At 63.8% G+C, this 26,297-nt stretch carries 25 protein-coding genes; 13 read left to right on the top strand and 12 right to left on the bottom strand.

Going from position 1 to position 26,297, the window contains the following annotated elements; translation table 11 throughout:
* Positions 1-153: 153 nt before the first annotated feature.
* Positions 154-546, bottom strand: coding sequence for a GFA family protein (locus J2X76_RS19260; protein ID WP_113285442.1), 393 nt, complete (start codon positions 544-546; stop codon positions 154-156).
* Positions 547-865: 319 nt separating this feature from the next.
* On the opposite strand from J2X76_RS19260, the gene J2X76_RS19255 reads away from it, so the two are divergent.
* The 9 genes from J2X76_RS19255 to J2X76_RS19215 all read left to right on the top strand — a co-directional run bounded on the left by J2X76_RS19255 (position 866) and on the right by J2X76_RS19215 (position 9,535).
* The gene (locus J2X76_RS19255; RefSeq protein WP_310218866.1) at positions 866-1,024 is read left to right on the top strand and encodes a hypothetical protein; all 159 of its coding nucleotides are present in this window, start codon (positions 866-868) and stop codon (positions 1,022-1,024) included.
* Positions 1,025-1,157: 133 nt separating this feature from the next.
* Positions 1,158-1,505: a DMT family protein gene (locus tag J2X76_RS19250; RefSeq protein WP_113130924.1), complete on the top strand. Its 348-nt coding sequence runs from the start codon at positions 1,158-1,160 to the stop codon at positions 1,503-1,505.
* Positions 1,506-1,568: 63 nt separating this feature from the next.
* The gene (locus tag J2X76_RS19245) at positions 1,569-2,486 is read left to right on the top strand and encodes a DUF72 domain-containing protein (RefSeq protein ID WP_310218865.1); all 918 of its coding nucleotides are present in this window, start codon (positions 1,569-1,571) and stop codon (positions 2,484-2,486) included.
* Between the two features lie 115 nt (positions 2,487-2,601).
* Positions 2,602-4,485: a peptidylprolyl isomerase gene (locus J2X76_RS19240; RefSeq protein ID WP_113130922.1), complete on the top strand. Its 1,884-nt coding sequence runs from the start codon at positions 2,602-2,604 to the stop codon at positions 4,483-4,485.
* Positions 4,486-4,504: 19 nt separating this feature from the next.
* Positions 4,505-5,521: an anthranilate phosphoribosyltransferase gene (gene trpD / locus J2X76_RS19235; protein ID WP_310218863.1), complete on the top strand. Its 1,017-nt coding sequence runs from the start codon at positions 4,505-4,507 to the stop codon at positions 5,519-5,521.
* Between the two features lie 4 nt (positions 5,522-5,525).
* On the top strand, positions 5,526-6,341 hold the full coding sequence (trpC, locus tag J2X76_RS19230) for an indole-3-glycerol phosphate synthase TrpC (protein WP_310218861.1): 816 nt from the start codon (positions 5,526-5,528) through the stop codon (positions 6,339-6,341).
* Entirely contained in the window at positions 6,341-6,820 is a 480-nt protein-coding gene (gene moaC / locus J2X76_RS19225) for a cyclic pyranopterin monophosphate synthase MoaC (RefSeq protein WP_113130919.1), read from the top strand. Before trpC ends, moaC begins: the two co-directional genes overlap by 1 nt.
* A 3-nt stretch (positions 6,821-6,823) precedes the next feature.
* Complete coding sequence (gene glp / locus J2X76_RS19220; RefSeq protein WP_310218860.1) at positions 6,824-8,038, top strand: gephyrin-like molybdotransferase Glp; 1,215 nt, start codon at positions 6,824-6,826, stop codon at positions 8,036-8,038.
* Positions 8,039-8,101: 63 nt separating this feature from the next.
* Positions 8,102-9,535, top strand: coding sequence for a deoxyribodipyrimidine photo-lyase (locus J2X76_RS19215; RefSeq protein ID WP_310218859.1), 1,434 nt, complete (start codon positions 8,102-8,104; stop codon positions 9,533-9,535).
* 22 nt (positions 9,536-9,557) lie between these two features.
* Here the strand turns inward: J2X76_RS19215 and J2X76_RS19210 are convergent, their stop codons facing one another.
* Together J2X76_RS19210 and J2X76_RS19205 are read right to left on the bottom strand one after the other, a co-directional pair.
* Positions 9,558-9,962: a VOC family protein gene (locus tag J2X76_RS19210; protein ID WP_310218857.1), complete on the bottom strand. Its 405-nt coding sequence runs from the start codon at positions 9,960-9,962 to the stop codon at positions 9,558-9,560.
* 112 nt (positions 9,963-10,074) lie between these two features.
* Positions 10,075-11,217: a citrate synthase gene (locus tag J2X76_RS19205; RefSeq protein WP_310218902.1), complete on the bottom strand. Its 1,143-nt coding sequence runs from the start codon at positions 11,215-11,217 to the stop codon at positions 10,075-10,077.
* Positions 11,218-11,296: 79 nt separating this feature from the next.
* On the opposite strand from J2X76_RS19205, the gene J2X76_RS19200 reads away from it, so the two are divergent.
* Positions 11,297-12,388, top strand: a complete 1,092-nt coding sequence (locus tag J2X76_RS19200) for a citrate synthase/methylcitrate synthase (protein ID WP_310218856.1) — start codon at positions 11,297-11,299, stop codon at positions 12,386-12,388.
* A gap of 6 nt (positions 12,389-12,394) precedes the next feature.
* Here the strand turns inward: J2X76_RS19200 and J2X76_RS19195 are convergent, their stop codons facing one another.
* The 5 genes from J2X76_RS19195 to J2X76_RS19175 form a co-directional block, all read right to left on the bottom strand.
* Complete coding sequence (locus J2X76_RS19195; RefSeq protein WP_310218854.1) at positions 12,395-13,165, bottom strand: SDR family oxidoreductase; 771 nt, start codon at positions 13,163-13,165, stop codon at positions 12,395-12,397.
* A 138-nt stretch (positions 13,166-13,303) separates the two neighbouring features.
* Positions 13,304-14,941, bottom strand: coding sequence for a CTP synthase (locus tag J2X76_RS19190; protein WP_310218901.1), 1,638 nt, complete (start codon positions 14,939-14,941; stop codon positions 13,304-13,306).
* A gap of 126 nt (positions 14,942-15,067) precedes the next feature.
* A complete protein-coding gene (secG, locus tag J2X76_RS19185; protein ID WP_310218852.1) occupies positions 15,068-15,535 on the bottom strand; it encodes a preprotein translocase subunit SecG in 468 nt (155 codons plus the stop codon).
* A 94-nt stretch (positions 15,536-15,629) separates the two neighbouring features.
* Positions 15,630-16,400 carry a triose-phosphate isomerase gene (gene tpiA, locus J2X76_RS19180; protein WP_310218851.1) on the bottom strand — a complete coding sequence of 257 codons (771 nt, stop codon included), beginning with the start codon at positions 16,398-16,400 and terminating at the stop codon, positions 15,630-15,632.
* 145 nt (positions 16,401-16,545) lie between these two features.
* Positions 16,546-17,430, bottom strand: coding sequence for an alpha/beta fold hydrolase (locus tag J2X76_RS19175; RefSeq protein ID WP_310218850.1), 885 nt, complete (start codon positions 17,428-17,430; stop codon positions 16,546-16,548).
* Between the two features lie 195 nt (positions 17,431-17,625).
* Between J2X76_RS19175 and parE the strand changes: the two genes are divergently transcribed.
* On the top strand, positions 17,626-19,677 hold the full coding sequence (gene parE / locus J2X76_RS19170) for a DNA topoisomerase IV subunit B (RefSeq protein WP_310218900.1): 2,052 nt from the start codon (positions 17,626-17,628) through the stop codon (positions 19,675-19,677).
* A 39-nt stretch (positions 19,678-19,716) separates the two neighbouring features.
* Here parE and J2X76_RS19165 read toward each other — a convergent pair whose 3' ends face one another.
* Both J2X76_RS19165 and J2X76_RS19160 read right to left on the bottom strand, forming a co-directional pair.
* Positions 19,717-20,088, bottom strand: coding sequence for a DoxX family protein (locus J2X76_RS19165; RefSeq protein WP_310218849.1), 372 nt, complete (start codon positions 20,086-20,088; stop codon positions 19,717-19,719).
* Between the two features lie 5 nt (positions 20,089-20,093).
* A complete protein-coding gene (locus J2X76_RS19160) occupies positions 20,094-22,643 on the bottom strand; it encodes an HWE histidine kinase domain-containing protein (RefSeq protein ID WP_310218847.1) in 2,550 nt (849 codons plus the stop codon).
* Between the two features lie 251 nt (positions 22,644-22,894).
* Between J2X76_RS19160 and J2X76_RS19155 the strand changes: the two genes are divergently transcribed.
* Positions 22,895-24,109 (top strand): AI-2E family transporter, encoded by a 1,215-nt coding sequence (locus J2X76_RS19155; RefSeq protein WP_113130939.1) that lies wholly within the window; start codon positions 22,895-22,897, stop codon positions 24,107-24,109.
* Here the strand turns inward: J2X76_RS19155 and J2X76_RS19150 are convergent.
* The gene (locus tag J2X76_RS19150) at positions 24,087-24,545 is read right to left on the bottom strand and encodes a GNAT family N-acetyltransferase (RefSeq protein ID WP_310218845.1); all 459 of its coding nucleotides are present in this window, start codon (positions 24,543-24,545) and stop codon (positions 24,087-24,089) included. The genes J2X76_RS19155 and J2X76_RS19150 overlap by 23 nt on opposite strands.
* Before the next feature lie 121 nt (positions 24,546-24,666).
* Here J2X76_RS19150 and J2X76_RS19145 point away from each other — a divergent pair, with 121 nt between their 5' ends.
* The gene (locus J2X76_RS19145) at positions 24,667-25,101 is read left to right on the top strand and encodes a hypothetical protein (protein WP_310218844.1); all 435 of its coding nucleotides are present in this window, start codon (positions 24,667-24,669) and stop codon (positions 25,099-25,101) included.
* Positions 25,102-25,107: 6 nt separating this feature from the next.
* Here the strand turns inward: J2X76_RS19145 and J2X76_RS19140 are convergent, their stop codons facing one another.
* Positions 25,108-26,235 carry a DUF2336 domain-containing protein gene (locus J2X76_RS19140; protein ID WP_113285458.1) on the bottom strand — a complete coding sequence of 376 codons (1,128 nt, stop codon included), beginning with the start codon at positions 26,233-26,235 and terminating at the stop codon, positions 25,108-25,110.
* Positions 26,236-26,297 lie beyond the last annotated feature (62 nt).

Raw genomic sequence — 26,297 nt, 5'->3', positions numbered from 1 at the left:
CCGGCCCAGCCGGCCGGATCGGGGGCTGACCACCAGAGCCAGTGTCGCGTTTCTAACTGGCTGACAGCGTCGCAGCCCTATTCAGCTTTGACATCGTTTGTGAGCGGGTGGCTTCCATTTGCAAACGCGCCGCCTCCTCGCCGTCCGTGCTGCCTATTCCTCAGATCGGCTCGTTGAGTCGCGATCGCGTTCGTATCGTCTGGCGAGCGGAAACGGCGGCAGCCAGGACTCGCGGCGGATGGTCCAGAGTTCGTAGGTCGGCATCAACTGGTCCGGGGCGTCCAGCGATCCGAGGTTCACTTCGATTTCGTCGGCGGTGCGCGCAAAAACGGGCGAACCGCAGTTCGGGCAGAAAAACCGTCCGGCATAGCCGCGGGTCTCGCCGTCGATCGCGACCGCGTCATCGGGGAAAATCGCTGAAGCGTGAAAAAGAGCGCCGTGATGTTTGCGGCAGTCGAGACAGTGACAGAGGCCGACCCGGTATGGTTTTCCGGACGCGACAAATCGGACCTTGCCGCAAAGACAACCGCCGCTGAACCGATCCATGCGTCTGCTCCTCCAAATCCTTTGGTCGTCTCGTCTGCTGGCAACTCCATCGGGCGTCCATCGCCACCACCGTGTCCTGCAGCCGGCAAAATGACGGCCCGGAAGGAAGAGCATCGCCCTCGATCTCCAGGCGTGATGACGACGCTCCATTTCCGACGGTGTATCAAATCGGGAACGTTATCCATGCGACACCCGTTCCCACACGGGTGTTGCCGGGCGCTTGCCGGTCTTGTCACGAGAACGTCAAGCCCGGCGCAAGCAAGCGTCCCTAGCGTCAACCTCATCCGGAATGATTCCGGCTTAGATTGAGGACCATGATATGTCGAATGAAACCAATACTCACCAGCCGTCCGAACAGTCGCTCGCGCTGTTCCTGCACGACAACGACGCCGACAAGCTGACCGATATTCTGGTCGAGGCGCTCTACGAGGCTTTTCGCATTCTCCAGGACGAAATTCGTCCCGAAACGCTCCACTGAATTTGCCGTGCCTTTTCGGCGCTTTGCCATCAGGGCTTGAAGCGCCGGACCCCGTGGACGGTATTTGCCGGCTTGTGTTTGGCGGGAGAACGTGGTTGCCGTAGCGCATTAGCAGCCTCGTACGGATTCTCCCATGTTTGCCAACGCCACGCCCCTCCTCACCATCGGCCTTTTGATCCTGTCGAACGTCTTCATGACGTTCGCCTGGTACGGCCACCTGAAATTTGAGAGCAAGCCCCTCTATCTCGTCATCCTTGTGAGCTGGGGCATCGCTTTCTTCGAATATTGCGCCCAGGTGCCGGCAAACCGTATCGGCTATGGCTACTTCAATGCGGCGCAGCTGAAGACCATTCAGGAGATCATCACGCTCTCGGTCTTCGTGATCTTCTCCGTGCTTTATCTCGGCGAACCGATCCACTGGAAGCAGATCGTCGGCTTCTGTTTCATCGCGCTCGGAGCCTTCTTCATCTTCACGAAATAAAGCGGATGGCGGGAACCGCCGCACCGGAAAAGTGTTCGCATCACCGTGACCTCAGGTGGTGCGATGAAGAAGCAGTCGGGCGATATCCGGATCGGCATTTCGGGCTGGACCTACAAGCCCTGGCGCGGCGTATTTTATCCCAAGGGCCTGCCACAGAAGCAGGAACTGGCTTATGCCGCCGAGCATTTCCGCTCGATCGAGATCAACGGCACCTTCTACGGACTTCAGCGCCCGGAAAGCTTTGCCGCATGGTACGATGCGACGCCCGATGATTTTGTCTTCGCCATCAAGGGGTCGCGCTACATAACCCATATGCGCCGCCTCACCGACATCGAGACGCCGCTTGCAAATTTCCTGGCATCCGGCGTTCTGCGCCTCGGCAGGAAGCTCGGGCCGGTTCTCTGGCAGTTTCCCCCGCGGATGAAATTCGATGCGGAACGTTTCGAGCCCTTTCTGAAGCTGTTGCCGAAGACGACCGGGGATGCCGTCGAACTCGCCCGTCGGCACGATGCGCGGCTCGACGGACGCGCCCATCTCGAAACCGATGCGGATCGGCCGATCCGCCATGCGCTTGAAATCCGCCATGACAGCTTTCGTTCGCAGGAGTTTATCGACCTGCTGCGTCACTACAAGGTCGGCCTGGTCGTGGCAGATACGGTCGAATGGCCGCTGCTGATGGATCTCACGGCCGGTTTCGTCTATTGCCGCCTGCACGGTTCCGAACAGCTATATGTCAGCGGCTACGACGACAAGGCGCTCGATCGCTGGGCGCAGCTGATCGGTCAATGGGCGAAGGGCCGCGACCCCAAGGATGCCGAGCATGTCGGGCCGCCCTCCCCGCCGCGTGCACACGGGCTGGACGTCTATGTCTATTTCGACAACGACGTGAAAGTGCGCGCGCCGCGGGATGCGCAGGCCCTGGCCGACCGGCTGAATGCGGGCCTGATTTCGTCGATTGCGAAGACCGCGAGACGCGCCTGAACGGGATTTTCGCTTTTCCGCCGGCATGCCTTCATTTCTATCTCGGTTTGATTTAGAGACAGTCCTTCAATCCGCCTTTTCCGGCGGCAGGACTGTTCGCAAGGTATGTTGATCGATGCTTGATTCCCTCAGAAACGCCGCCCGCTCCTGGGTTGCCAAGTCGCTTCTCCTGCTTCTGGTTGCCTCGTTCGCCATCTGGGGTGTTTCTCACTCGCTGGTGACGGCAAACGGCAACACGGTGATGACCGTCGGCGACCAGCAGATCTCGAGCCAGGAATTCCGCCTGGCCTATCAGCGCCAGATCGCAAACCTGAGCCGTCAGTTCGGCACGCAGCTGACCGCCGAGCAGGCCCGCGCCTTCGGAATCCAGAACGAGGTCTTCACCCAGCTCGCCGCCGGCGCAGCACTCGATCAACTGTCCCACGACATGAACCTCGGGCTCTCGGAAGACCGCCTTGCCGGCCTGATCGCTGAAGATCCCGCCTTCAAGGGCGTCAACGGCCAGTTCGACCGCAACCTCTTCACCTCGCGCCTGCGCAATGCCGGCATCCGCGAAGACGACTACATCAAGGAGCGCAGCAAGGTCGCGGTGCGCAGCCAGATCGTCGAGGCGGTTTCCGATGGCTTCCAGCCACCGAAAGTGCTGGTCGATGCCCTAAAGAGCTATCGCGACGAGACCCGCTCGATCGACTACGTACTCTTGTCCAATGCCAATATCGACCCGGTGAAGGCGCCGGCAAACGACGTGCTCGCCGCCTGGTTCGAAGGCGTGAAGACTCGCTACCGCGCACCCGAATACCGCACTTTCACCTATGTGAAGCTGCAGCCCGGCGATATCGCCGACGCGTCTTCGATCACCGACGAAGCCGCGCGCGCCGAATACGAAAAGCGCAAGGACAGCTACAAGACGCACGAGACCCGCACGATCGAGCAGCTCCCCTTCCCCAACAAGGAAATGGCGCAGGCCGCCGCGACGCAGCTCAAGGAAGGCACCGCCACGTTCGACCAGATCATCAAGGATCAGGGCAAGACCGCGACGGACGTCCTGCTCGGTGATTTCACCAAGGAGAGCATGCCCGATCCGGCCTTTGCCGAACCGGCCTTCAAGGTGGCTGCAAGTGGCGGAACGACGCCCGTCGTCAACGGCACGTTCGGCCCGGTCATCCTGCGCGTCACCAATATCCGCCCCGAATCGACGCGTTCCTTCGACGAGGTCAAGGAAGAGATCCGCAAGCGGCTTGCGGTCTCCTCCGCGTCCCAGGAAGTCATGAGCGTCCACGACCGTTTCGAAGACATGCGCAGCGGCGGCACCTCGCTGGAGGATACCGCCAAGGCGCTCAACCTCAAGGCCGTCACGGTGACGGCCGACGCTTCGGGGCGCAACGAAAAGGAGCAGCGGATCACCGAGCTTCCGGCCTCGAACACGCTGCTCGGCGAGGTTTTCCGCACCGATCCGGGCGCCGACACCATCCCGGTGAGCCTCGGCAATGACGGTTACATCTGGTTTGAGGTTCGCAACATCGCGCCGGAGCGCGAGCGCCCGCTCGCGGACGTGCGCGACAAGGCCGTTGCAGACTGGACCGCCGAACAGCAGCGCCAGGCGCTTGCTGCCAGGGCGACCGAACTCAAGGGCCGCCTCGACAAGGGCGAGACGCTTGCCACCATCGCCGCCGAGCTTGGCGTGGCAGTGGAGAACAAGCAGGGCCTGCGCCGCGGCGCCGAGGATGCGATCTTCGGCAACGAGGCCATTTCCGCCGCCTTCTCCGGCCCGGTCAATACGACGGCAACCGCACTTGGCGCCGACGGCGACAGCCGCCTCCTGATGAAGGTGGCGGCCGTCGATCAGGCGACCTCGGATGCGCTCTCCGGCGACCAGCAGCTGCAGCAGATGGCGAATGCGGCCGGCGACGATATGCTCGATCAGATGGTCAACAGCTTGAAGGGCAGCTACGGCGTGTCCGTCAACCAGACCGTCGTTGACCAGGCCATGCTCCAGTAAACCAGAGGAATGGTCGACCATGTCTGAGCTGAAACCCCTGCTTGCCAAGGTTGCCAATGGCGAGAGCCTCAGCCACGAAGAGGCAAGAGGCGCTTTCGAGATCCTGATGTCCGGCGAGGCGACGCCGTCGCAGATCGGCGGCTTCCTGATGGCGCTGCGGGTCCGCGGCGAGACGGTTGCCGAGATCACCGGCGCCGTCGAGACGATGCGTTCGAAGATGCTGCCCGTCTCCGGCCCTGCTGATGCCATCGATATCGTTGGTACCGGCGGCGATGGCCTCGGCACCTACAACATCTCCACCCTCGCCTCCCTGATCGTCGCCGGCTGCCGCGTGCCCGTCGCCAAGCACGGCAACCGGGCGCAGAGCTCGAAATCCGGCACGGCCGATACGCTTGGCGTTCTCGGCGTCAACCTGGAGATCGGTCCCGACCAGATTTCCCGCTGTATCAGCGAGGCCGGCATCGGCTTCATGTTCGCTTCCATGCACCACGCGGCCATGCGCCATGTCGGCCCGAGCCGCGTCGAGCTCGGCACGCGGACGATCTTCAACCTGCTCGGCCCGCTTTCCAACCCGGCCGGCGCCAAACGCCAGCTTCTCGGCGTCTTCGCACCGAAATGGCTCGGCCCGATCGCCGAAGTCCTGCGCGATCTCGGTTCGGAAACGGTCTGGATCGTCCATGGTGACGGCATGGACGAGATCACCACGACCGGCGTGACCCAGGTAACCGCGCTGGAGGGCGGCAAGATCCGCTCCTTCGAGCTGACGCCGACGGATTTTGGCGTGCAGCCGGCCACGCTCGACGAGCTCAAGGGCGGCGACGGGGTTCACAATGCGGCTGCCTTGCGCAGCGTGCTCGGCGGTGCCAAGAATGCCTATCGCGATATTTCGCTCTGCAACGCGGCTGCCGCGCTGGTCGTCGCCGGCAAGGCGGAGACGATCGCCGACGGCATGAGGCTTGCCGCCCGCTCGCTGGACAGCGGCGAAGCAGCTGCGGCGCTCGACCGTCTGGTCGCCGTCTCGAACGACAAGGATTGAGGCCATGACGGATATCCTCAAGAAGATCGAAGCCTACAAGCGCGAGGAGATCGCGGCCGCGAAGACGAGCGTACCGCTTGCCGAACTGAAGGCCCGTGCCGCGGATCAGCCGGCCCCGCGCGGCTTTCACCGTGCGCTGAAGGCCAGGCAGGATGCCGGTGCCTTCGGGCTGATCGCCGAGATCAAGAAGGCAAGCCCGTCCAAGGGCCTGATCCGGCCGGATTTCGATCCGCCGTCGCTTGCCGCGGCGTATGAAGCCGGTGGCGCCACTTGCCTCTCCGTGCTCACCGACGCGCCGAGTTTCCAGGGCGCGCCCGAATTCCTGACCGCTGCCCGCAACGCCTGCTCGCTGCCGGCGCTGCGCAAGGATTTCATGTTCGAGACCTACCAGATCCACGAGGCCCGCGCCTGGGGCGCCGATTGCATCCTGCTGATCATGGCCTCGCTCTCCGACGACGAGGCGCGCGAACTCTACGACGTGGCGGCCGAACTCGGCATGGATGCGCTGATCGAGGTGCATGACGAGGAAGAGACCGAGCGGGCGCTCAAACTCCCCTCGCCGCTGATCGGCATCAACAACCGCAATCTTCGCACGTTCGAGCTCAGCCTCGAAACGAGCGAGCGGCTGGCTCCGATGGTGCCGGCCGAACGGCTGCTCGTCGGCGAAAGCGGCATCTTCACCCACGAGGATTGCCAGCGCCTGAAAAAGGTCGGCATCAGCACCTTCCTCGTCGGCGAAAGCCTGATGCGCAAGGACGACGTGGCCGCGGCAACCCGGCTTCTCCTGACCGGCGAGGCTGCGGCCCAGGCGGCGGAATAATGACGGGCCTCACCCATATCGGCGCCTCCGGCGAGGCGCATATGGTCGATGTCGGCGACAAGGCCGAAACCACCCGCTCGGCGACCGCCGAGGGTTACGTCCGCATGCTGCCGGAGACGCTGGCGCTGATCCGCGAGGGCAATGCCAGGAAGGGCGACGTGATCGGCACCGCTCGCCTTGCCGGCATCATGGCCGCCAAGAAGACCTCGGATTTGATCCCGCTCTGCCATCCGCTGATGCTGACCAAAGTGGTCGTCGACATAACCGAGGACGAGACCCTTCCAGGCCTCAGGGTGACCGCGACCGCCAAACTCACCGGCAAGACCGGGGTCGAGATGGAAGCGCTGACGGCAGCCTCGGTCGCCTGCCTGACCATCTACGACATGGCAAAGGCCGTCGACCGGGCCATGGAGATCGGCGGCATCCGCCTTCTCGAAAAGACCGGCGGCAAATCCGGAACCTACCGCGCAGGGGATTGAGACATGGCGCTGCTGCCCGTTTCCGAAGCGAAGAGCCGCCTTCTCGGCAATGCACGCCCGATCGAAGCGGTGGAAACGGTTGCTCTCGGCGATGCGAACGGGCGCGTGCTTGCCGCCGAACTGGTCGCCCGCCTCACCCAGCCGCCCTTCGATGCGTCTGCCATGGACGGCTACGCGCTCAACGCGGCGGATGCGCCGTCGATCGGCTCGGAACTGACCGTGATCGGCACAGCCGCCGCCGGTCACGCTTTCGAGGGCACGCTGAACAAGGGCGAGGCCGTGCGCATCTTCACCGGTGCCCCGGTACCGGAAGGTGCCGATTGCGTGCTTATCCAGGAAGATGCCGAAAAACTTGAGGGCACCCGGATCCGCACGAAGTTCGACGTGGTGAAGGGGCGGCATATCCGCCCCCGCGGCCAGGATTTTACCGAGGGCGAAGCGGTCCTGCCGCCCGGCACGGTGCTGGACTTCTCGCATCTGACGGTTGCCGCGGCCATGAACCATGCGGCGCTCACCGTCTACCGTCGTCCGCGCGTGGCAGTCCTCGCAACCGGCGACGAGCTTGTTCCGCCCGGCGCGACACCCGCAGCAGCGCAGATCATCGCCTCCAACACGTTCGGCGTCTCCGCCCTGGTGCGTGACAATGGCGGTGAGGTCGTCGATCTCGGTATCGTCCGCGACCGGTCCGAGGATATTACCGCGGCGATCGACAAGGCCCGCGCGGCGGAAGTCGACGTGCTGGTGACGCTCGGCGGTGCATCCGTCGGCGACCATGACCTGGTACAATCGACGCTGAAGGCCGCCGGCATGGAGCTGGATTTCTGGCGCATTGCCATGCGGCCGGGCAAGCCGCTGATGGTCGGCGCGCTCGGCGGCATGCAGGTCCTCGGCCTGCCCGGCAACCCGGTCGCAAGCCTCGTCACCGGCATGCTCTTCCTCGAGCCCCTGATCCGCAGGCTCGCGCATCTGCCGGAAAGGCGCCGCGAGGTCCAGGGTGTCACGGCCCACGGGCTTGCCGCCAACGACCAGCGCCAGGACTATTTGCGCGCCAGGCTGACAAGGGATCGCGACGGCAATCTGGTCGCCGAGGCGTTCGATAAGCAGGACTCGTCGATGATGAAGATCTTTGCCCATTCCGACGGCCTGATCGTCCGCCCGGCGCATGCGCCGGAACTGCCGGCCGGCGCCCCCTGCCCGATCCTGCTAATCCGCCCCTGACGGTGATCCGATCACTTTCGAAATCCGTACCTTGGGGCAGCAATGCCCTGAACGGAGAAGACCGTGTCTCTTGAAAAACCGGCCCCCGCCATCCTCTGGTTCCGCAAGGATCTTCGCCTCGACGACAACCCGGCGCTGAATGCCGCGATCGAGGCGGGCGGCCCGGTCATCCCGGTCTATATCCGCGAACCGGAACATCTGAACATCGGGCCGCTCGGTGCCGCGCAGGCCTGGTGGCTGCATCATTCGCTTGTCGCGCTACAGGTCTCACTAAAGTCCCTGGACAGTGACCTTGTCCTTGCCACTGGCAAGGCCGGGGACGTGCTCGCCGGTCTCGCCCGCAGGACCGGCGCGAAAACCGTCTTCGCCAACCGCGCCTATGAGCGGACGCTGTTCGACCGGGACATCGCCATTGAGCTGAAAACCCACGACATCGCCATCCGCGCCTTTCATGGACAGCTCCTGCACGAGCCGAAATCCATCCGCACCGGTGCCGGCGGCGCCTTCAAGGTGTTTACGCCGTTCTGGAATGCGCTTCAGAAGGCCGGCGAGCCCCACGAACCAGCCGACCCGCCGACGAAAATCCCATCGCCCGAGCATTTTCCATCGTCCGAAAATCTCGACTATTGGGCTCTGCTGCCGAGGAAACCCGATTGGGCCAAGGACTTCGGAAAAACATGGACGCCGGGCGAAGCGGGCGCGCAGGAAAGGCTTCGCAGCTTCGTAGATGGCGACCTGCACGATTACAAGCGCGGCCGCGATCTGCCGTCGGTCGACGCCACGTCCCTCCTCTCGCCGCACCTGGCGCATGGCGAGGTCTCCCCCGCCCGCATCTGGCATGCCGTACGGGGCTTTTCTCGAAGGGCTGCCGACGACGTCGTCCATTTCCGCCGCGAGCTCGCCTGGCGCGACTTCTGCTACAATCTGCTCGCCGAATTCCCCGAACTGCACGACAGGAACTGGGATGGCAGGTTCGACGGCTTTCAATGGGAATACGACCCCGCAGAGTTTCATGCGTGGACCAAGGGCCTGACCGGCTATCCGATTGTCGATGCCGGCATGCGCCAGCTCTGGCGCATCGGCTTCATGCACAACCGCGTCCGCATGATCACTGCATCCTTCCTGATCAAGGACCTGATGATCGACTGGCGCCGGGGCGAAAGATGGTTCCGCGATACGCTGGTCGATGCCGATCCGGCCAACAATGCCGCCAACTGGCAATGGGTCGCGGGCTCCGGCGCGGATGCCTCCCCGTTCTTCCGGATCTTCAACCCTGTCCTGCAGGGCGAGAAATTCGATCCGGATGGCGATTATGTCCGGGAATATGTGCCTGAACTGGCAAGGCTCGACCGAAAATACATCCACAAGCCTTTCGAAGCGCCGGAGCACGTCCTGGAAAAAGCGGGCGTCCGGCTGGGAAAGACCTATCCGAATCCGATCGTCGACCACGGTTTCGCCCGCGACCGTGCTCTTGCTGCCTATCGGGATATCCGCTGATCACGCCAACTGGCAGACGAGACTATTCCTCGTCCGGAGCGCGTTCGATCAAGACCCAGACATGGCCGGCCGGATCGAAGATCGACGCCACCTGCCGGCCGTTCATGTCCGTCTGGATCCGGTCGCGCATCATGCCGCCGAATTCGAACGCCGCATCGACCACGCTTTCGACATCGGGCACCGTCAACTGGAAGATCGTGCTGACGGCCCCGTCGTTTTTCGGATGATAGGGCCCCTGGTAGGAAGGCGCCGACTCCTTTTCGGGATCGGAACCGCAGACGACGATGCCGATCGATCCGAGTTGAAGCTCGATCATCGTCAGCCGCAGCATCTCGTAGGAATTCGTTTCCCTGGCACCAAACACGTTCTTGTAGAACTCGGCCGTATCGCGTTCGCGGCCCTGCGCCACGAACAGGCTCAAACTCAAGCTAAAATCGTCGCCCAACATCGTCCATGCTCACCCTGATTCGTATGCGAGAATAGAAGAGTTTCCGTCACAGTGTGATGGCAGCATGGGAAACGGTCATCTTTGCGACAGGCTATGCACCGGAATCGCCGCCGGGACCGGCATAACGCGCCCTGGGCCGGATCAGGTGGCCGCTTTCGACCTGTTCCATGGCATGCGCCAGCCAGCCGGCGGTCCTGGAAAGCGCGAAAATGACGAGCGGCGCATCCTCCGGAAGCGCGAAGACAGCGGCGAGCGCCGCCAGTGCGAAATCGATATTGACCGGTTCGCCGAGCAGGTCCTCGCCCGCCTCGGCAAGCGAGGCATAGAGCGGCGGCACTCCGAAACTCGCCATCAGCGCCCGCGCCCTTGGATCGCCCTGCGGATAGAGCCGGTGGCCGAAGGGCCTGACGATGCCTTCCGAGGACAACATGCCGCGGATCGCCTCGCGGACACCGACCGAGGCCGCCTTCTCCACCAGCGCCGTGACGCTCACCCACGCGCCGCCGTGCCGCGGGCCCGTGAGTGTGGCAAGGCCCGACAGGGTCGCCGCCGAGAGTGCGGCACCCGACGATGCCGTCACGCGCGCCGCAAAGGCCGAAACGTTGAGCTCGTGCTCGGCCGCAAGCACCAGTGCCCTGCGGATCGGCTCGGCGGCTTCGCGACGCTGCCAGCCGAGCGCGAGCCGCTCGTGCAGCGGCTGCGGTTCCGGCCAGGGCGCGAGCGCCTTGGCCACGGTCGAGAGAACGTCCGCCGCTTCGGCGCGCAGGACGAAGGGTTTCCGGTAGAGCGCCGGCAGGTCGCTCATCACGCGGGCCGAAAGTCCCGAAAAGGCGGCCGTCATGCGGCTGGTGTCGCTCTGCCCCTCTCCGCCTGCCGCGACACGCACGCCTTCCGTATCCCAGAGCAGCGCGGCCACCTGCTCGAACGTCGCATGCTCGCAAAGCTCCACGGCATCGCGACCGCGATAGAGCAGCCGCCCGCCCGAAATCGTCGAGATCGACGTCGGCAGGACCGGATCGCCCCAGCGGATCGCGTCGGCCGCCACGGCTTCCGACTGGCGCCGTCCGGCATGGCGTTCCGCGAGACGCCTGACGTCGTCGGCCTGGTAAAGGCTGCGGCGCGGATCGGCCGGATCCGCCTTCGCCCGGATGCGGCCGCGGCTGACATTGGCATAGAGCGTCTGCGGCTTGGTCCCGAGCCGGGAAAGCGCCTCTTCGGCTGTGATCCAGAGCATGTTCATATTGATCGATTGCATCAAGATTGACGTCAATAAGACTAGGTCCGATCATCCTTCACGTAAAGGAGAAACACCCATGAAAAACAACGGACTTGAAGATGTCATCGCCGCCGAGACCCGGCTTTCGGACGTGGACGGGGAAGCCGGCCGCCTCGTCATCCGCGGCGTCTCTCTCGACCTCCTCGTCTCGCACGCGACCTTTGAAGACGTGGCCGTGCTGTTGCTGGATGGCATGCTGGAACAGCCACTTAGCGCGACCGATCTGAAGACCCGTCTTGGCGAGGCCCGCGCCGAAGTTTTTTCGCACGTGGTCTCCGCCGATGAAGCGCTCCTGAACCTGCCGCCGGTCGATGCCATGCGCGCCCTGATCGCACGGCTGCCGGATGGCGAGGACTTGGAGACGGCCCTGCGCCTGCTTGCCGCTCCCGCCGTCTTCCTGCCGGCCGTGTTGAGGCTCCAGAAGGGGGAGACACCCGTGGCGCCGAAGCCGTCGCTCTCCCAGTCCGCCGATATTCTCGCCATGCTGAGCGGCAGCCTGCCGACGCGGGAACAGGTCGCAGCGCTCGACGCCTATCTGGTGACGATCTCCGACCATGGCCTCAACGCCTCGACCTTCGCCTCGCGCGTCGTCGCCTCGACCAAGGCCGGCCTCACCTCCAGCGTGCTCGCGGCGATCAGCGCGCTGAAAGGCCCGCTGCACGGCGGTGCGCCGGGACCCGTACTCGACATGCTGGATGCTGTCGGCACGCAGGAGAATGCCAAAGCGTGGCTGGCCGATGCGCTCGACCGCGGCGAACGGCTGATGGGCTTCGGCCATCGCATATACCGGGTTCGCGACCCGCGCGCCGATGCGCTGAAACACGCCCTGGAGCCGCTTGTCGCCACCGGCCAGGTGGATCTCGACCGGATCCGGCTTGCCGAAGCGGTGGAACAGGCTGCACTCGCCATCCTCAGGGAGCGCAAGCCCGATCGGCCGCTCGACGTCAACGTGGAATTTTATACCGCCCTGCTGCTCGACGCGCTGAAATTCCCGCGCGAGGCCTTTACCGGCGTTTTTGCCATCGGCCGCACGGTCGGCTGGATCGCCCATGCCCGCGAGCAGGCGCTGGAAGGCCGGCTGATCCGCCCGCGTTCGGTCTATGTCGGACCGCTGCCGCAGGCGGCATGACGGCCCTCACATCTGTATGGACATGCCGCCGTCGACGGTCAGCACATGGCCGTTGACGAAGGAGCCGGCGTCGCTTGCCAGAAACAGCGCGGCACCGGCGATCTCTTCGGGCTGGCCCCATCGCTGCAGCGGCACGCGCTGGCGCATGAAGGCGATCATGCCGGGATCCGCGGAAATCCCCGCATTGGTCTCGGTCGCGAACATGCCCGGCGCAACCGCGTTGCTGGTGACGCCGAACGGGCCGTATTCGGCCGCAAGGCTTCGCACCAGCCCGGTCAGGCCCTGTTTGGCGATGGGATAGATGGCGTCGCCCGCGCGCGCCATGCTGCCGATGATCGAGGTGACCGAGATGAGACGGCCGTATCCCTGCCCCTTCATGATCTCAGCGGCGCTTCGGGACAACGCAATCGCCGAGAGCAGATCGGTCTGGATCAGGTTCAGGATTTCGGCATCGCTGAACGCTGCAAACACGCGCCGGTCGCGGGCTCCTACATTGTTGATCAGGATATCCAGCCGGCCATGATCCGCGTGAAGCCTGGCGATCGTCTCGCGTCCGGCATCGAGATCCGCGACGTCGAAGGCAGCGGCACTCGCCTTGCCTCCAGCGCTGGTGATCGAGGCCACGGCCTGTTCGAGCAAGTCGCTCGAGCGGCCGCTGAGCACGACATGCGCGCCGGCCTCCGCCAGGGCCTTCGCCATCTGCAGGCCAAGCCCGCGACCGCTGCCGGTGACGAGCGCCACGCGCCCCTCAAGAGAAAATCTGTCAAAAATACCCATGTCGCACCGCTGAAATGAAAAGAACAATTCCGGCGAGCATAGGGGATGTTGCGGCAATGCCGCCAGTGCGAAAAACGGAACATCTCCGCCCGATAGCAAAAAGGCAGGGTGCGTGACCCTGCCTTTTGTCGGATGTCCTTAAACGAGGCGGCTTTGTTCCAGAGCCGCTTCGATAAAGCTTGCAAACAGCGGATGCGGATCGAGTGGCCGGCTCTTCAGTTCCGGATGGTACTGGACGCCGATGAACCACGGATGGTCCGGATATTCGATCGTCTCAGGCAGCACGCCATCCGGCGACATGCCCGAGAAGACCAGACCGCAGTTTTCCAGCCGGTCCTTGTAGTCGATATTCACCTCGTAGCGGTGACGGTGACGCTCGGAAATATCGGTCGAGCCGTAGATCTCGGCGATCTTGGTGTCCTTCTTGAGCGCCGCCTTGTAGGCGCCGAGACGCATCGTGCCGCCGAGGTCGCCGGCCGCCGAGCGGACTTCGAGTTCGTTGCCCTTCACCCATTCGGTCATCAGGCCGACCACCGGCTCCTTGGCGGGGCCGAATTCCGTCGAAGACGCCTTCTCGATGCCGGCCAGATTGCGGGCAGCCTCGATGACCGCCATCTGCATGCCGAAGCAGATGCCGAAATACGGCACCTTGCGTTCGCGCGCAAAGCGCGCCGCATTGATCTTGCCCTGCGAACCGCGTTCGCCGAAACCGCCCGGCACCAGGATGCCGTGGACCTTTTCGAGCCAGGGTGCCGGATCTTCCTTCTCGAAGACTTCCGATTCGATCCACTCGAGCTTGACCTTGACGTGGTTGGCGATGCCGCCGTGATGCAGCGCCTCGATCAGCGACTTGTAGGCGTCCTTGAGGCCCGTATATTTGCCGACGATCGCGATCGTCACCTCGCCCTCCGGCGTACGGATGCGGTTGCAGACCTCTTCCCAGGCATCCAGACGCGGCTTCGGGGCCGGCTCGATGCCGAAGGCGGCAAGCACCTCGTTGTCGAGGCCTTCCTTGTGATAGGCCATCGGCACGTCGTAGATATTGGCGACGTCGAGCGCCTGGATGACGGCGGACGGACGCACGTTGCAGAACAGCGACAGCTTGCGGCGTTCGGCTTCCGGGATTTCCCGGTCGGCGCGCACGAGCAGGATGTCGGGGGCAATCCCCATCGCCTGCAGTTCCTTGACGGAGTGCTGGGTCGGCTTGGTCTTCAGCTCGCCAGCCGCCGGAATGAACGGCATCAGCGTCAGGTGGAGATAGATTGCGGTGCCGCGCGGCAAATCGTTGCCGAGCTGGCGGATCGCTTCCATGAACGGCATCGCCTCGATGTCGCCCACCGTGCCGCCGATCTCGCAGATGACGAAATCGTAGTCGTCATTGCCTTCGGTCACGAAATCCTTGATCTCGTTGGTGACGTGCGGGATCACCTGGACGGTCGCGCCGAGATAGTCGCCGCGGCGTTCCTTGTCGATGATGTTCTTGTAGATGCGACCCGTGGTGATGTTGTCGGTCTTCGTTGCCGAACGCCCCGTGAAGCGTTCGTAGTGACCGAGATCGAGGTCTGTTTCCGCCCCGTCGTCGGTGACGAACACCTCGCCGTGCTGCGTCGGGCTCATCGTGCCCGGATCGACGTTGAGATAAGGATCGAGCTTTCTCAGCCGAACCCGGTAACCTCGTGCTTGTAACAAAGCTCCGAGTGCCGCGGCCGCAATTCCTTTTCCGAGGGAAGAAACCACGCCGCCAGTTATGAATACATATCGCGCCATGGGATTCACCGGATACCTTTTCATTGGTGATTCCGCCAGCCCAAATCGTCCGCTTTATCAAAACGGCTGTGGAATCTTCACAAAATAAAACCGGCAGGCTTTTGGCCTGCCGGAGCTTGAAACGTCGACCGCGCCTTACTGGCCGGTCGGAACACCCGCCGGTGCAGCCGGAGCGGCAGGCGCCGAACCGGTGGCGGGGGCGGCAGGTGCCGGCGCAGCGCCGGTCGCAGGCGCTGCCGGTGCCGGAGCGGATGCGCCGGAGCCGGACGGAACGCCGTTGCCTGCCGGAGCCGGCGCAGGCGCCGGGCCGAGCTGGTCGAGAATACCGCCGCCCGTGCCCTGCTGGCTCTGCGGGATGCGGTTCAGGATGTCGCTCGGGCGGGATTCGTACCGGGCGAGAATGCCAAGCGCGAGCGACGTGATGAAGAACAGCGTCGCGAGAATGGCGGTCGTGCGGGTCAGCGCATTGGCGGTGCCGCGTGCCGACATGAAGCCGGAGCCCCCGCCGATGCCGAGCCCGCCGCCCTCGGAGCGCTGGATCAGCACGACGCCGACCAGCGCCAGCACGATCATGAGATGAATGACGATCAGAACGGTCTGCATGAATTAAAGATCCCTGCCCCTCGACGAGGCAATAGAAGAAGATTGGCGGCTCTTTACATGAGGCCCGCGCGCATTCCAAGCCCTATCAAGAGCTTTAGGCCGTCAGTTCCTCATAGACCCCGTAGATGGCGAGAAAGTCCGCGGCTTTCAAGCTCGCGCCGCCGATCAGTGCGCCGTCGACATTCTCGACGTTCATCAACTCCCGGGCGTTGCCCGGCTTGACCGAGCCGCCATAGAGAATGCGCATCCGCCTGCCTTCGTCGCCGAACCGCTGGACGAGTTCCGCCCGCATGAAGGCATGGGCGATTTCGATATCCTTGACCGTCGGCGTCAGTCCGGTGCCGATCGCCCAGATCGGTTCATAGGCGACGACGGTGTTGTCGGCGTTTGCCGACTGGGGCAGCGAGCCGAAAATCTGCCGTTTGAGGACGTCTAGGGTCTGGTAGGCGTCGCGTTCGTCGCCGGTTTCGCCGATGCAGACGATCGCCGTCAGATCGGCGGCATAGGCCGCCTCCGCCTTGGCGCGAACCAGATGGTCGGTCTCCGCATGGTCGGCCCGGCGTTCCGAATGTCCGACGATCACATAGGTGCCGAAGCAGTCGGCGATCATCTCCGCGGAAATATCGCCGGTATGGGCGCCGCTGGCATTCTGGTGGCAATCCTGGCCGCCGATCTCGAGCGGGCTGTCGGTCGACAATGCGGTCGCGACATAGAGCAGCGTCGCCGGCGGGCAGATCAGCGTATCGACCTTTTCCGAAAGCGCTCCCATCACCCCATCGGCAATCGTCTTGATTTCGGTCAGGAACTCGCGGGTGCCGTTCATCTTCCAGTTTCCGGCAACGAGCGGGCGCACGTCAGGCGTCATCGGCAAATATTTCCTCTCCATTCGGTTCCGGCGGGCGGAACCGAAACCTCCATCTATTCGGGAACCGTGTTTTTAGACACATCCTGCAGCAATTGGTATGCAAAAGACAGGTTTTGGTTCAAGTCTTTGGTTAACGGCCGCTGTTTCAGTGCCCCGTCAGCAGAAAATTCAGGACCTTCCTCCAGTCCACCATCCGGATCGGCGTGCCGTGGCTGCCGGTCGCAAACAGCGTGAACCGGGTCGGGTAGCGCGCTGCCTTCAGCTTGCGATAGACCGCCGCCTGATCCTCGGACTTGTAGACGCTGTCGCTGCCGCCATGCGCGAAATAGATCGGCAGCTTGCGCTTGGCCAGCGCCGATTTCGGCAATACAGGGTCCGGCGGGCCGCCGAGCAGCGCAACCCCCTTCAGATACCGCACCGCCTGGGCGTCACGGCTGATGCCCTGGCAGATGAACCCGCCCATCGAGGCGCAGGCGAGGATCACCGGCCGCCCCGACGACCGGTCGAACGCATAACGGATCAGCGCGGCGATATCGGCCACACCCTTGTCGTCGAACGAGGTCACGCTCGGCGAATAATAGGTGCCGCCATTGCCGGCGGCGAGGTTCTTCAGCCGGTTGAAATTGCCGCCGAACGTGTAGTCGTTGACGCCGAGCCGGCGGTCGCCGCCGCGGCCATGGATGAAGATCACCGTAAAGGCGGCGCCCTCGGCCTGTCCCACTCTGGTGACATCGAGCCGGCGTCCGGCGAGCTCCAGCGTCTCGTTCTGCTGGGAACCCCTGACGCCCAGGGAGACATATTCATCCTTGACGCGTCGTTCCGGCTCACGGTCGCGGCCGTTGATGTCGCGCATTTCCTGGTAGTCGATCACCTCGAAGGCGCCGCCGTCCGAGGATTGCAGCACCGTCATGCGCGAAAACAGCTCGTCCTTGAAGGGCTTGATCGGCCCTTCCTGCGCGTTTGCCGGCACGGCGGCAAGAGGTGCGAGAAGAGCAAGAAGCGTGCCGAAAACGAAATGAACTGTGGACATGCTTGGTTTCATCAGGTTCCCTCAGCCTCGCAAGCTTGCCATGGCCCGATCGGCGCAGCATTGGTGAAAAACGACCGTTTCCATGCGGCATCGCGAAAAAGCCGGGTTTCTGGCAGAATCGCGAGTGATTCGAAACAGCACGAGATGGGTATGGCTTCCTCTTCCGCACCCCGACAGGTAGTACCGACGCAGCCGATGGATGACAATAACGACCTTTTTGCCGATTTGCCGGTGACAGCAAAGCCGGTCGCCGTCGAACCCGCGCCCGCCCTCAAGGCGGAGCCCTCGACCCCGCGGCCTGCCCCGACGACCTTGTCCGGCGACGATTACGGCGCCTCCTCGATCCGCGTGCTCGAGGGGCTGGAACCGGTGCGCATGCGCCCCGGCATGTATATCGGCGGCACCGACGAAAAGGCGATGCACCACCTCTTCGCCGAAGTCATCGACAACTCGATGGACGAGGCGGTTGCCGGTCACGCGAATTTCATCGAAGTCCATCTCGATGCCGAGGGTTTCCTGACCGTCACCGATAACGGCCGCGGCATCCCGGTGGAAAATCACCCCCAGGTTCCGGGCAAGTCGACGCTCGAAGTGATCATGACCAAGCTGCATGCCGGCGGCAAGTTCGACGGCAAGGCCTACGAGACATCGGGCGGCCTGCACGGCGTCGGCGTCTCCGTCGTCAACGCGCTGTCCGATCTTCTCGAGGTGGAGGTCGCCCGCAATCGAAAACTCTACCGCCAGCGCTTTTCGCGCGGCGTGCCGCAGGGCGGCCTGGAAGAGCTCGGCGACGTCCATAACCGCCGCGGCACCAGGGTGCGCTTCCACCCCGATCCGCAGATCTTCGGCGAACACGCGAAATTTGATGCCGGCCGTATTTTTCGCATGGCGCGCTCCAAGGCCTATCTGTTCGGCGGCGTCGAGATCCGCTGGAGCTGCGACCCGGGCATGGTGGCCCCGGGCGGCGACATCCCGGAAAAGGCGGTCTTCCACTTCCCCGGCGGCTTGAAGGATTATCTTTCCGCCACGCTCGGCAAGGACTTTACGGTCACCCGCGAAATCTTCGCCGGCCGCACCGAAAAGACCGGCGGCCACGGCGCCATGGAATGGGCGATCACCTGGTATGGCGGCGATCCGGAACTGCATTCCTATTGCAACACCATCCCAACCCCCGAAGGCGGCACCCATGAGGCTGGCCTGCGCATCGCGCTGACCAAAGGCCTCAAGAACTATGCGGACCTGACCCAGAACAAGCGCGCCAAGGACATCACCACCGATGACGTGATGATCTCGGCGGTCGGCATGCTCTCGGTCTTCATCCGCGAGCCGGAATTCGTCGGCCAGACCAAGGACAAGCTCGCGACCGTCGAAGCCCAGCGCATCGTCGAAAATATCCTGCGCGACCCCTTCGACCACTATCTTGCCGGCAATCCGGCCGAGGCGGCGAAACTCCTCGAATGGGTGATCGAGCGCGCCGAGGAGCGCCTGCGCCGCCGCAAGGAAAAGGAAGTCAACCGCAAGACGGCGGTGCGCAAGCTGCGCCTGCCCGGCAAGCTCGCCGACTGCGCGCAGAATACCGCCGAGGGCGCCGAACTCTTCATCGTCGAAGGTGACTCGGCCGGCGGCTCCGCCAAGCAGGGCCGCAACCGCGCCAACCAGGCGATCCTGCCGCTGCGCGGAAAAATCCTCAACGTCGGCAGCGCAAGCCGTGAAAAGCTTTCCGCCAACCAGCAGATCGCCGATCTCATCCAGGCGCTCGGCTGCGGCACCCGCACGAAATACCGCGAGGAAGACCTCCGCTACGAACGCATCATCATCATGACCGATGCGGACGTCGACGGCGCCCACATCGCCTCGCTGCTGATCACCTTCTTCTACCAGGAAATGCCGGAACTGATCCGCGGCAACCACCTCTACCTGGCTGTGCCGCCGCTCTACGTGCTGCGCCAGGGGGGCAAGACGGTCTATGCCCGCGACGACGCCCATCGGGCGGAACTGATGGAAACGGTGTTCAAGGGCAAGAAGGTCGAGATCGGCCGCTTCAAAGGCCTGGGCGAAATGATGGCGTCGCAGCTCAAGGAAACCACGATGGATCCCGCCCATCGCACGCTGCTGCGCGTTTCGATCGACGACGTGGATTTCGAAGGCACCCGCGAAGCCGTCGACAACCTGATGGGCACCAAGGCGGATGCCCGCTTCCGCTTCATCCAGGAACGCGCCGCGTTTGCGGAAAACCTCGATATCTGAGCCGGACCTCCGGCTTGGATACCCTCAAAGGCCCATAGGTCAGAAACCTTCGGCGGCCACGATCAGCAGGCCGCCGACCACGCCGGTATTGGCGATCCAGCCATTGATCGCGCCCTCGCGCGCAAAGCCCTGCTTGTTCCAGAAGTCGAGCATGATCCACGAGGCAACCAGCGTGAAGCCGGCAAGCCCGAGCGCCGCCCAGCCGGTGTAAAAGCCGAAGATCACCATCAAGCCGGCAACCGTTTCGAATATACTGCCGACGATCAGGGCCTCTTGCGGACGCGGTATGCCACGCGCCGCCATCGGCGCGGCCACCGCGGGGAGAATGAAGAAATGCCGGATCCCGGCGACGACAAAAAGCCCGCCGATCAGTGCACGCCCGAACACCATCAGGAATTCCGGCGTCGTCATGAAGGTCAGCTCCGTCCGGCAAGCACTTTGGTGACGGCGCTGATCAGGGCTGCCGCCTCGTAGGGTTTGCGCACGACGGGCGCCGAGAAACTCGCCGGGATGATCGACTTGTCGCTGTAGCCGGTCGCGAAAACGAAGGGAATATTCCTGCGGATCAGTTCCTCGGCGACCGGCAGCGACGTGCCCGAGCCGAGATTGACGTCGAGGATCGCGACGTCGAACGCGAATTCCTCGATCTTGCGGAAAGCGTCCGCCGCCGAGGGCGTCGTCGTTACCTTGTCGATGCCGTGTTCGGCAAGCATCACTTCGACATCCGCGGCAATCAGCATCTGGTCTTCCACCAGCAGGAATTCGAGATCCTGAAGCCGCGACGGAGCGGCCTCTTGACCGGCGGCGCCGTTGCCCTCTGCGATTTCGGCTTCCGTCAGCTCGTCATCGCCGTGGATGTGTTTGGCCGGCACCAGGAAGCGCGCCCTCACCCCTTCGGGGGGATATTCCACCTTTGCCTCGCCCTCGAGCTCGTAGGGCACGCTGCGGGTGATCAGGACGCTGCCGAAACCGGCACGCGACGGGAGGTTTACCGGGGGACCGCCACCTTCCGTCCAGACAAGCTCGCAATCGTTGTTGGCGAGCCGCCGCCACTCGATATCCAGCCGTCCGCCATTGACGGAGAGCGAGCCGTATTTGGCGGCATTGGTCGACATCTCGTGCAGCACCAGCGCCATCACCGAAAAGGCGCGGCTGTCGAGCCAGATGCGTGGCCCTTTGAGTGTGACGCTGCGGGTCCCCTCGCTATAGGGCTTCAGCTCCGCTTCCAGAAGATCGGACAGCACCCCGCCATCGCCGCCGCGCACCACCTGGTCATGGGCAAAGGCCAATGCCTGGATGCGTCCCTTGAGCGAACCGACATAATCCTTGAGACTGACATCCGCATCGACCGAATGGCCCACCAGCGCCTTGATCACCGAAAGGATGTTCTTGACCCGGTGGTTCAGTTCCTCGTTCAGCATCCGTTGGCGCACGTCCGCCTTGCCGCGCTCGTCGGCGAGCAGCTCGTTGTGGTGAAGGACCACCTCGACCAGCACCGCACGGATCGCGTCGGCGATCTCGCGGTCGCTGTCGGTCCACGGCTGGGCCTGCCGATGCACCATTTCCTTCCAGATAGCGAAACTCTTGCGCGGCGTCAGCCGGTCCCCGAGAGGGCCTGTCTCGTAGGATTTGTCGGGATTGCCGGCCCAGTCGAGCGTCTGCACCATCTCGCGGCGGAAGAAGAACAGGTAGTCGCGGGGGCGTTGGGAAAGCGGGATGGCCAGCACGCCGCAGACCGTGTCGGGAGAAATGCGCAACCCCGGCAGATCCACGCTGAGCTGGAAGCTGGACCAGATCTTGCCCGCCGCGACACCGCCGACGAGCTCGGCGAGCTCCTCGATCAGGTCAGCCGGCGGCACGACCCCCTCGCCCGTCCACACGCCGCCGAGCCACAGGCCTATGCCGTCGCAGCTCAACATATGGCCGAAATCTCCGAGCGAACTGCGCAGCAGCGCGGTGATGTCCGCATTGTGGGAGGCGGCCTGCAGGAAGCGGTCGAGGGACCGCCGCGCCTGGCCCGCGGTCTCCATCAGCTGCCGTTGCTTCAAGGCGCTCAGATGCAGCGAGAAGAATTCTCCGAACGTTTCCGCCGCCACCCGCTGCGGCATCGAAAGCGCTTTCGGGGAATAGTGGTGGCAGGCGATCAGTCCCCAGAGCTCGTTATCGACGACGACCGAGATCGACATCGAGGCGGCGACGCCCATATTGCGCAGATACTCGCAATGGATGGGCGACACGCTGCGCAGATGCGCGAAGGACAGGTCGAGCGGCTCGCCTGCCTCGTCATTTTCCGGCACGATCGGGACGCGGGGATTGCTGGCGTCGGAGATCACCCGGATGGTGTTCTTGACGTAAAGCGCGCGGGCCTGTTTCGGAATGTCGCCTGCCGGGAAATACTGGCCCTTGAAGCTCTCGAGGTCGCGCCTTTTGTATTCGCTGACGACCTTTCCGGCGCCATCCTCTTCGAAACGATAGATCATCACCCGGTCGTAGCCGAGCATGGCATAGATCAGCCGCGCCGAGCTCTCGACCAGCCTGTCGAGGCTGGCCACGTTGCGGATGCGGCTGATCAGCATGCGCGCGACTTCGAGCGGCTGATCGGAATCGACCGAGGCCGGTTCGAATTCCAGGATTATCTTGGATTCGAAGCGATGGATCGAAACGTCGAACGCAGCACCCGAGGCAAATCTCAGCCCATGCCGAAGCGCCGGCCGCGCCGGGTTGTCGGACGTCGCGAGCGCATTGCGCAATGTGTGCGCGGCCTCCCCGCCGACGATCTCCTCCAGGCGCCGGCCGTTGATGTCTCCCGCGATCGCAAGCATCTCCCCCACGTTGGCGGAGTGCTGTACCACGATCGCGCCGGCGGCATCGCAGGCGATCAGGCATCCATGCGGTTGAATGCTGCCGGGGATATGGATCGGTTCTCGGTCGCAATTGCTGAGATCGACCGTGTCCCTGTAAGGCATATTGCAAATCCCTGAAGACAGTCTGGCCGATGGAATGGGCATCAGACACTTCGGTATTCCATCGAAGCTAGGAAAACTTCATCAAGAACGTTTGTTCCGTACTTCCGGCTCTGCCGGAAAGCGATTTCATATTTCTATCGCATCTGCCGTCTAGGGCAAGGAGTAAGCTTCCTTTTAATGGATGACGCATTAGTCTTGTACCAGGGAGCCTCATAAGCCATATGATGGTGAAAATGAAAAAAGGAAATGCGGTGAGCGGAAATAACGATCGCAAGGGCCCGAAAGAGCCGCGCTGGCTTGGGCCGGTCGCGCCGAGCAGGGTCGCGCTCATCCCGCCGATCTCCGCTGCCCGCTGGCTTCTGGTGCTCGTCGCCGCCGCCGGCATTTATTTTTTCCATGGATTCCTGGTTCCGGTCCTGGCCGCTCTGGTGATCGGCTTTGCCAGCTGGCCGCTGTACCGGGAACTGCTACGCCGCACCGGCGGCAACACCACCATCGGCGCCTCGCTCGCCATCGTCTTCATCCTCACCTTCCTCATCGTGCCGATCGGCATCGCGATCTCCTACACGATCGGTGAAGTGCGCCAGTGGATCATCTGGGCTGCCGAGGTGAACCGTTTCGGCGCGCCGCCGCCGGCCTGGATCACGGGCCTTCCGTGGGTCGGCGAATGGCTCGGCATCCAGTGGGTCCAGCATGTCGGATCGCCAGGCGCTGTCGGCGAACTCATCCAGATCGTCTCGGGCGCCAATATCGGCAATATCTACCGCGCCATCGTGGCGGCGGGCGACGGCGCCTTCCACCTGGTGCTGACGCTGCTCTTCATGCTGATCGCGCTGTTCTTCGTCTATCGCGACGGCGGTTCCTTCAGCGAGCAGATCGACCTTCTCGGCGAGCGCATCCTGCCGACCCGCTGGGAGCGCATCTCCCGCGTCGTTCCAAGGACGATCAGTTCCACCGTGACCGGCCAGACGCTGATTGCGATCGGCGAAGGCATCGTGCTCGGTATCGCCTACTGGATCGCGGGCGTCCCCTCGCCCGTCACGCTCGGCGTGCTCACCGGCCTGATGGCGCTGATCCCGGGTGGCGCGCCACTGTCTTTCTCGCTGATCTCGTTCTACCTGGTCGCCAACGGTGCCTATGTCGCCGGCGCCGGTCTTTTCATCTGGGGTACGGTCGAGCTCTTCATCGTCGACAAGACGCTTCGGCCGCGCCTGGTCGGCGGTCCGATCAAGCTTCCCTTCCTGCCGACCTTCTTCGGTCTCGTCGGTGGCGTCAGCACGATGGGCTTTCTCGGCCTGTTCATCGGTCCGGTCCTGATGGCGCTGCTCGTGTCGATCTGGCGCGAATGGATCCGCGAGGTGAAGATGGCCGACGTGACCGAGGCGGAAACTGCCGAGGTCGCCAAGACGCCGTCTCCGGACCTGCCGCCCGACCTTCCGGTCGTCAGGAAAGTGTCTTCTCCATGAAGATGCTGAGCGGATCGGGCCTGTAGTCTCCGAAAGGCCCGGTCTCGACAAAGCCATGGGCGCGATAAAGTCCGATTGCCTGTGGCTGATGGATGCCCGTTTCCAGCCGGATCACCGAAAGGCCAAGCGCCCCGGCCCGATCGACGATCGCGTCGAGCAGCCGTCGGCCGAGTTTGAGGCCGCGCGCCGCCTCGTCGACGAACATCCGCTTGATCTCGCCCGCACCGTCACCCGCCTCGACCAGGGCGCCGCAGCCGAGAACCGCCTCGCCCTGCCGCGCCACGAAGAACGACACGTGCTCTTCCTCGAGCGTCGCGACATCCACCATGTGATTGCTCTCGGCGGGATAGAGCGATGCCGCATAGGCGTCGGAGAGTTCGAGAAGCCTCAGTACCCCCGCCTGGCGCGGCGGCTCGATGGCAATCGTCACGGTCATTTCGGTCTCCAAGGCTCCGCCGGATGCGTAATCTTTAACGGATGCGGCGTTGCGCCGAAAGCTGCCTTGGTTGAGCCCAGATTGCCCGCTCTAAGTCCGTCGCCATATTGACGGGGACGACATGAATTCCGCACTGATTGTCATGACCATTCTCGGCTGCAACGACGCCGGGACGGATTGCCACTATATCGCCACTGCCGAAAGCCGCTGGCCGAGCATCGAGATGTGCAATTCCGTTTCGGAGCAGCAGCTTTCCGGATACGCCAACCAGCCCTATCCGATGCTCATCGCCGTCTGCCAGAAACCGGAAGCCACCGAAGTGGCCAAGGCGCCGGTGCCGCAGTCGCGGCCGGAGGTCCCGCAGCCCGCGCAGCCGGCGCCGGCGATCGCCGACGAACCTGTGACGCAGCAGGAGAAGGAGACGCTCGCGGGCCGTGCCATCCAGCGGGTCAAGACCGTGCTGCCGACGACCGAGGGCGTGAAGACCCTGATGACCAGTCCGGTCCGGCTCATGGAAAACGGCTATTCCTGGGTCGCCAAGCGGTTCCAGCGCTAGATCGGCCTACGCCGCCAGCGACACTTCGTTCGCATAGGAGCGGGCACTGAGCCTGACTTCCAGCCGATGAAGTTTTTCGATCATCTCGAGGAGTTCGGAGACGGGCGAAAGCGGCATCTCCGACCGCTGGAACTGTTCGAGCAATATGCCGGCGATATTGTCGAGCCTGCCGGTGGCCGCGGCCTTGCGCCAGAGGAAGACCGCTTCGACGAAGACTGCCGCGATATCCCGCCCGAGCCCGGACGCTTCGAACAGCGCCCGGACCGCATGCATGCGGCCGGTTGCGAGGATCGCGCGCACACGGCGGTCATCGAGCCCTGAAAGCGAAACCATCGCGCCGGCGAAAAAATCCACCTTGCCGCTGCAGAGCGCATGAATGAGGAAGGCTGGTGTCAGCCGCCCGGCTGTGCGCAGATGTTCGACGAGGCCGGGAATTTCCTCCTGCAGCACCGTGCCGGCAATGGCGACGGCCGCGGCTTCCCCCGCCTCGCGGGTCATGTGCTCGATCCGCGCCGGCGCCATGCTGGTCCGCACCAGGCCCGAGCCCGCGAGAGCGGCGGTGATGTGGTTGACGAGCATGTGGCGGGCATCGGCCGGCAGGGTGTCGCGCTCCAGGAGCAGGTTGCGGATATCGCAGCAATGCCCGAACCGCTCGGCAATCCGCCGCAGCGACACTCGGGTGATCAGGGCGGTCTCGTTTTCCAGAAGCATGGTGACTTCGCATTCGTCGCCGATCTCGGCGATCGCGGCAGCCACCCCGCGCGAAAGGTTCGGCCTTGCGGCGATCATTCCGCGGGTCAGGCTGTCGCTGCGCCCGGCAAGGTCGACGAGATCGTTTTCGGTGAGAACAGGCGAGCAGGCGATGACCGTGCAGGCGATCTCCGGCTGGTCTTCGGCCAGGCACACGATCACGGCGCGCGGGGCGTCCCTGGATTCGGCAAGAGCCTCGGCGAGCGCCAGACGCACCCGTGGCGAAGGATCGTCGAGAAGATAGGTCATGGCAAGCGCCGCGGCGCGATGCTGCTCGCCGCCCATCGGCGATCGGAGATAGGCTCGCCCGAGAGCATTGGCAGCCTTTGCCCTCTCGGCGGTTCTTGCCGTTTCAGCCCAACGAAGAAATGCCTGTACGATCACACTCGGCCTCGACTACACATGCCAGTCAGGATCTGTCTGGCTTGAGAGATCACGCTAGAGCG

Source organism: Neorhizobium sp. 2083 (assembly GCF_031455615.1).
In the GTDB taxonomy this organism is placed as follows: domain Bacteria; phylum Pseudomonadota; class Alphaproteobacteria; order Rhizobiales; family Rhizobiaceae; genus Neorhizobium.
Note: the sequence above shows the minus strand (reverse complement) of the source record. Positions and strands in the feature narration are given on the sequence as shown.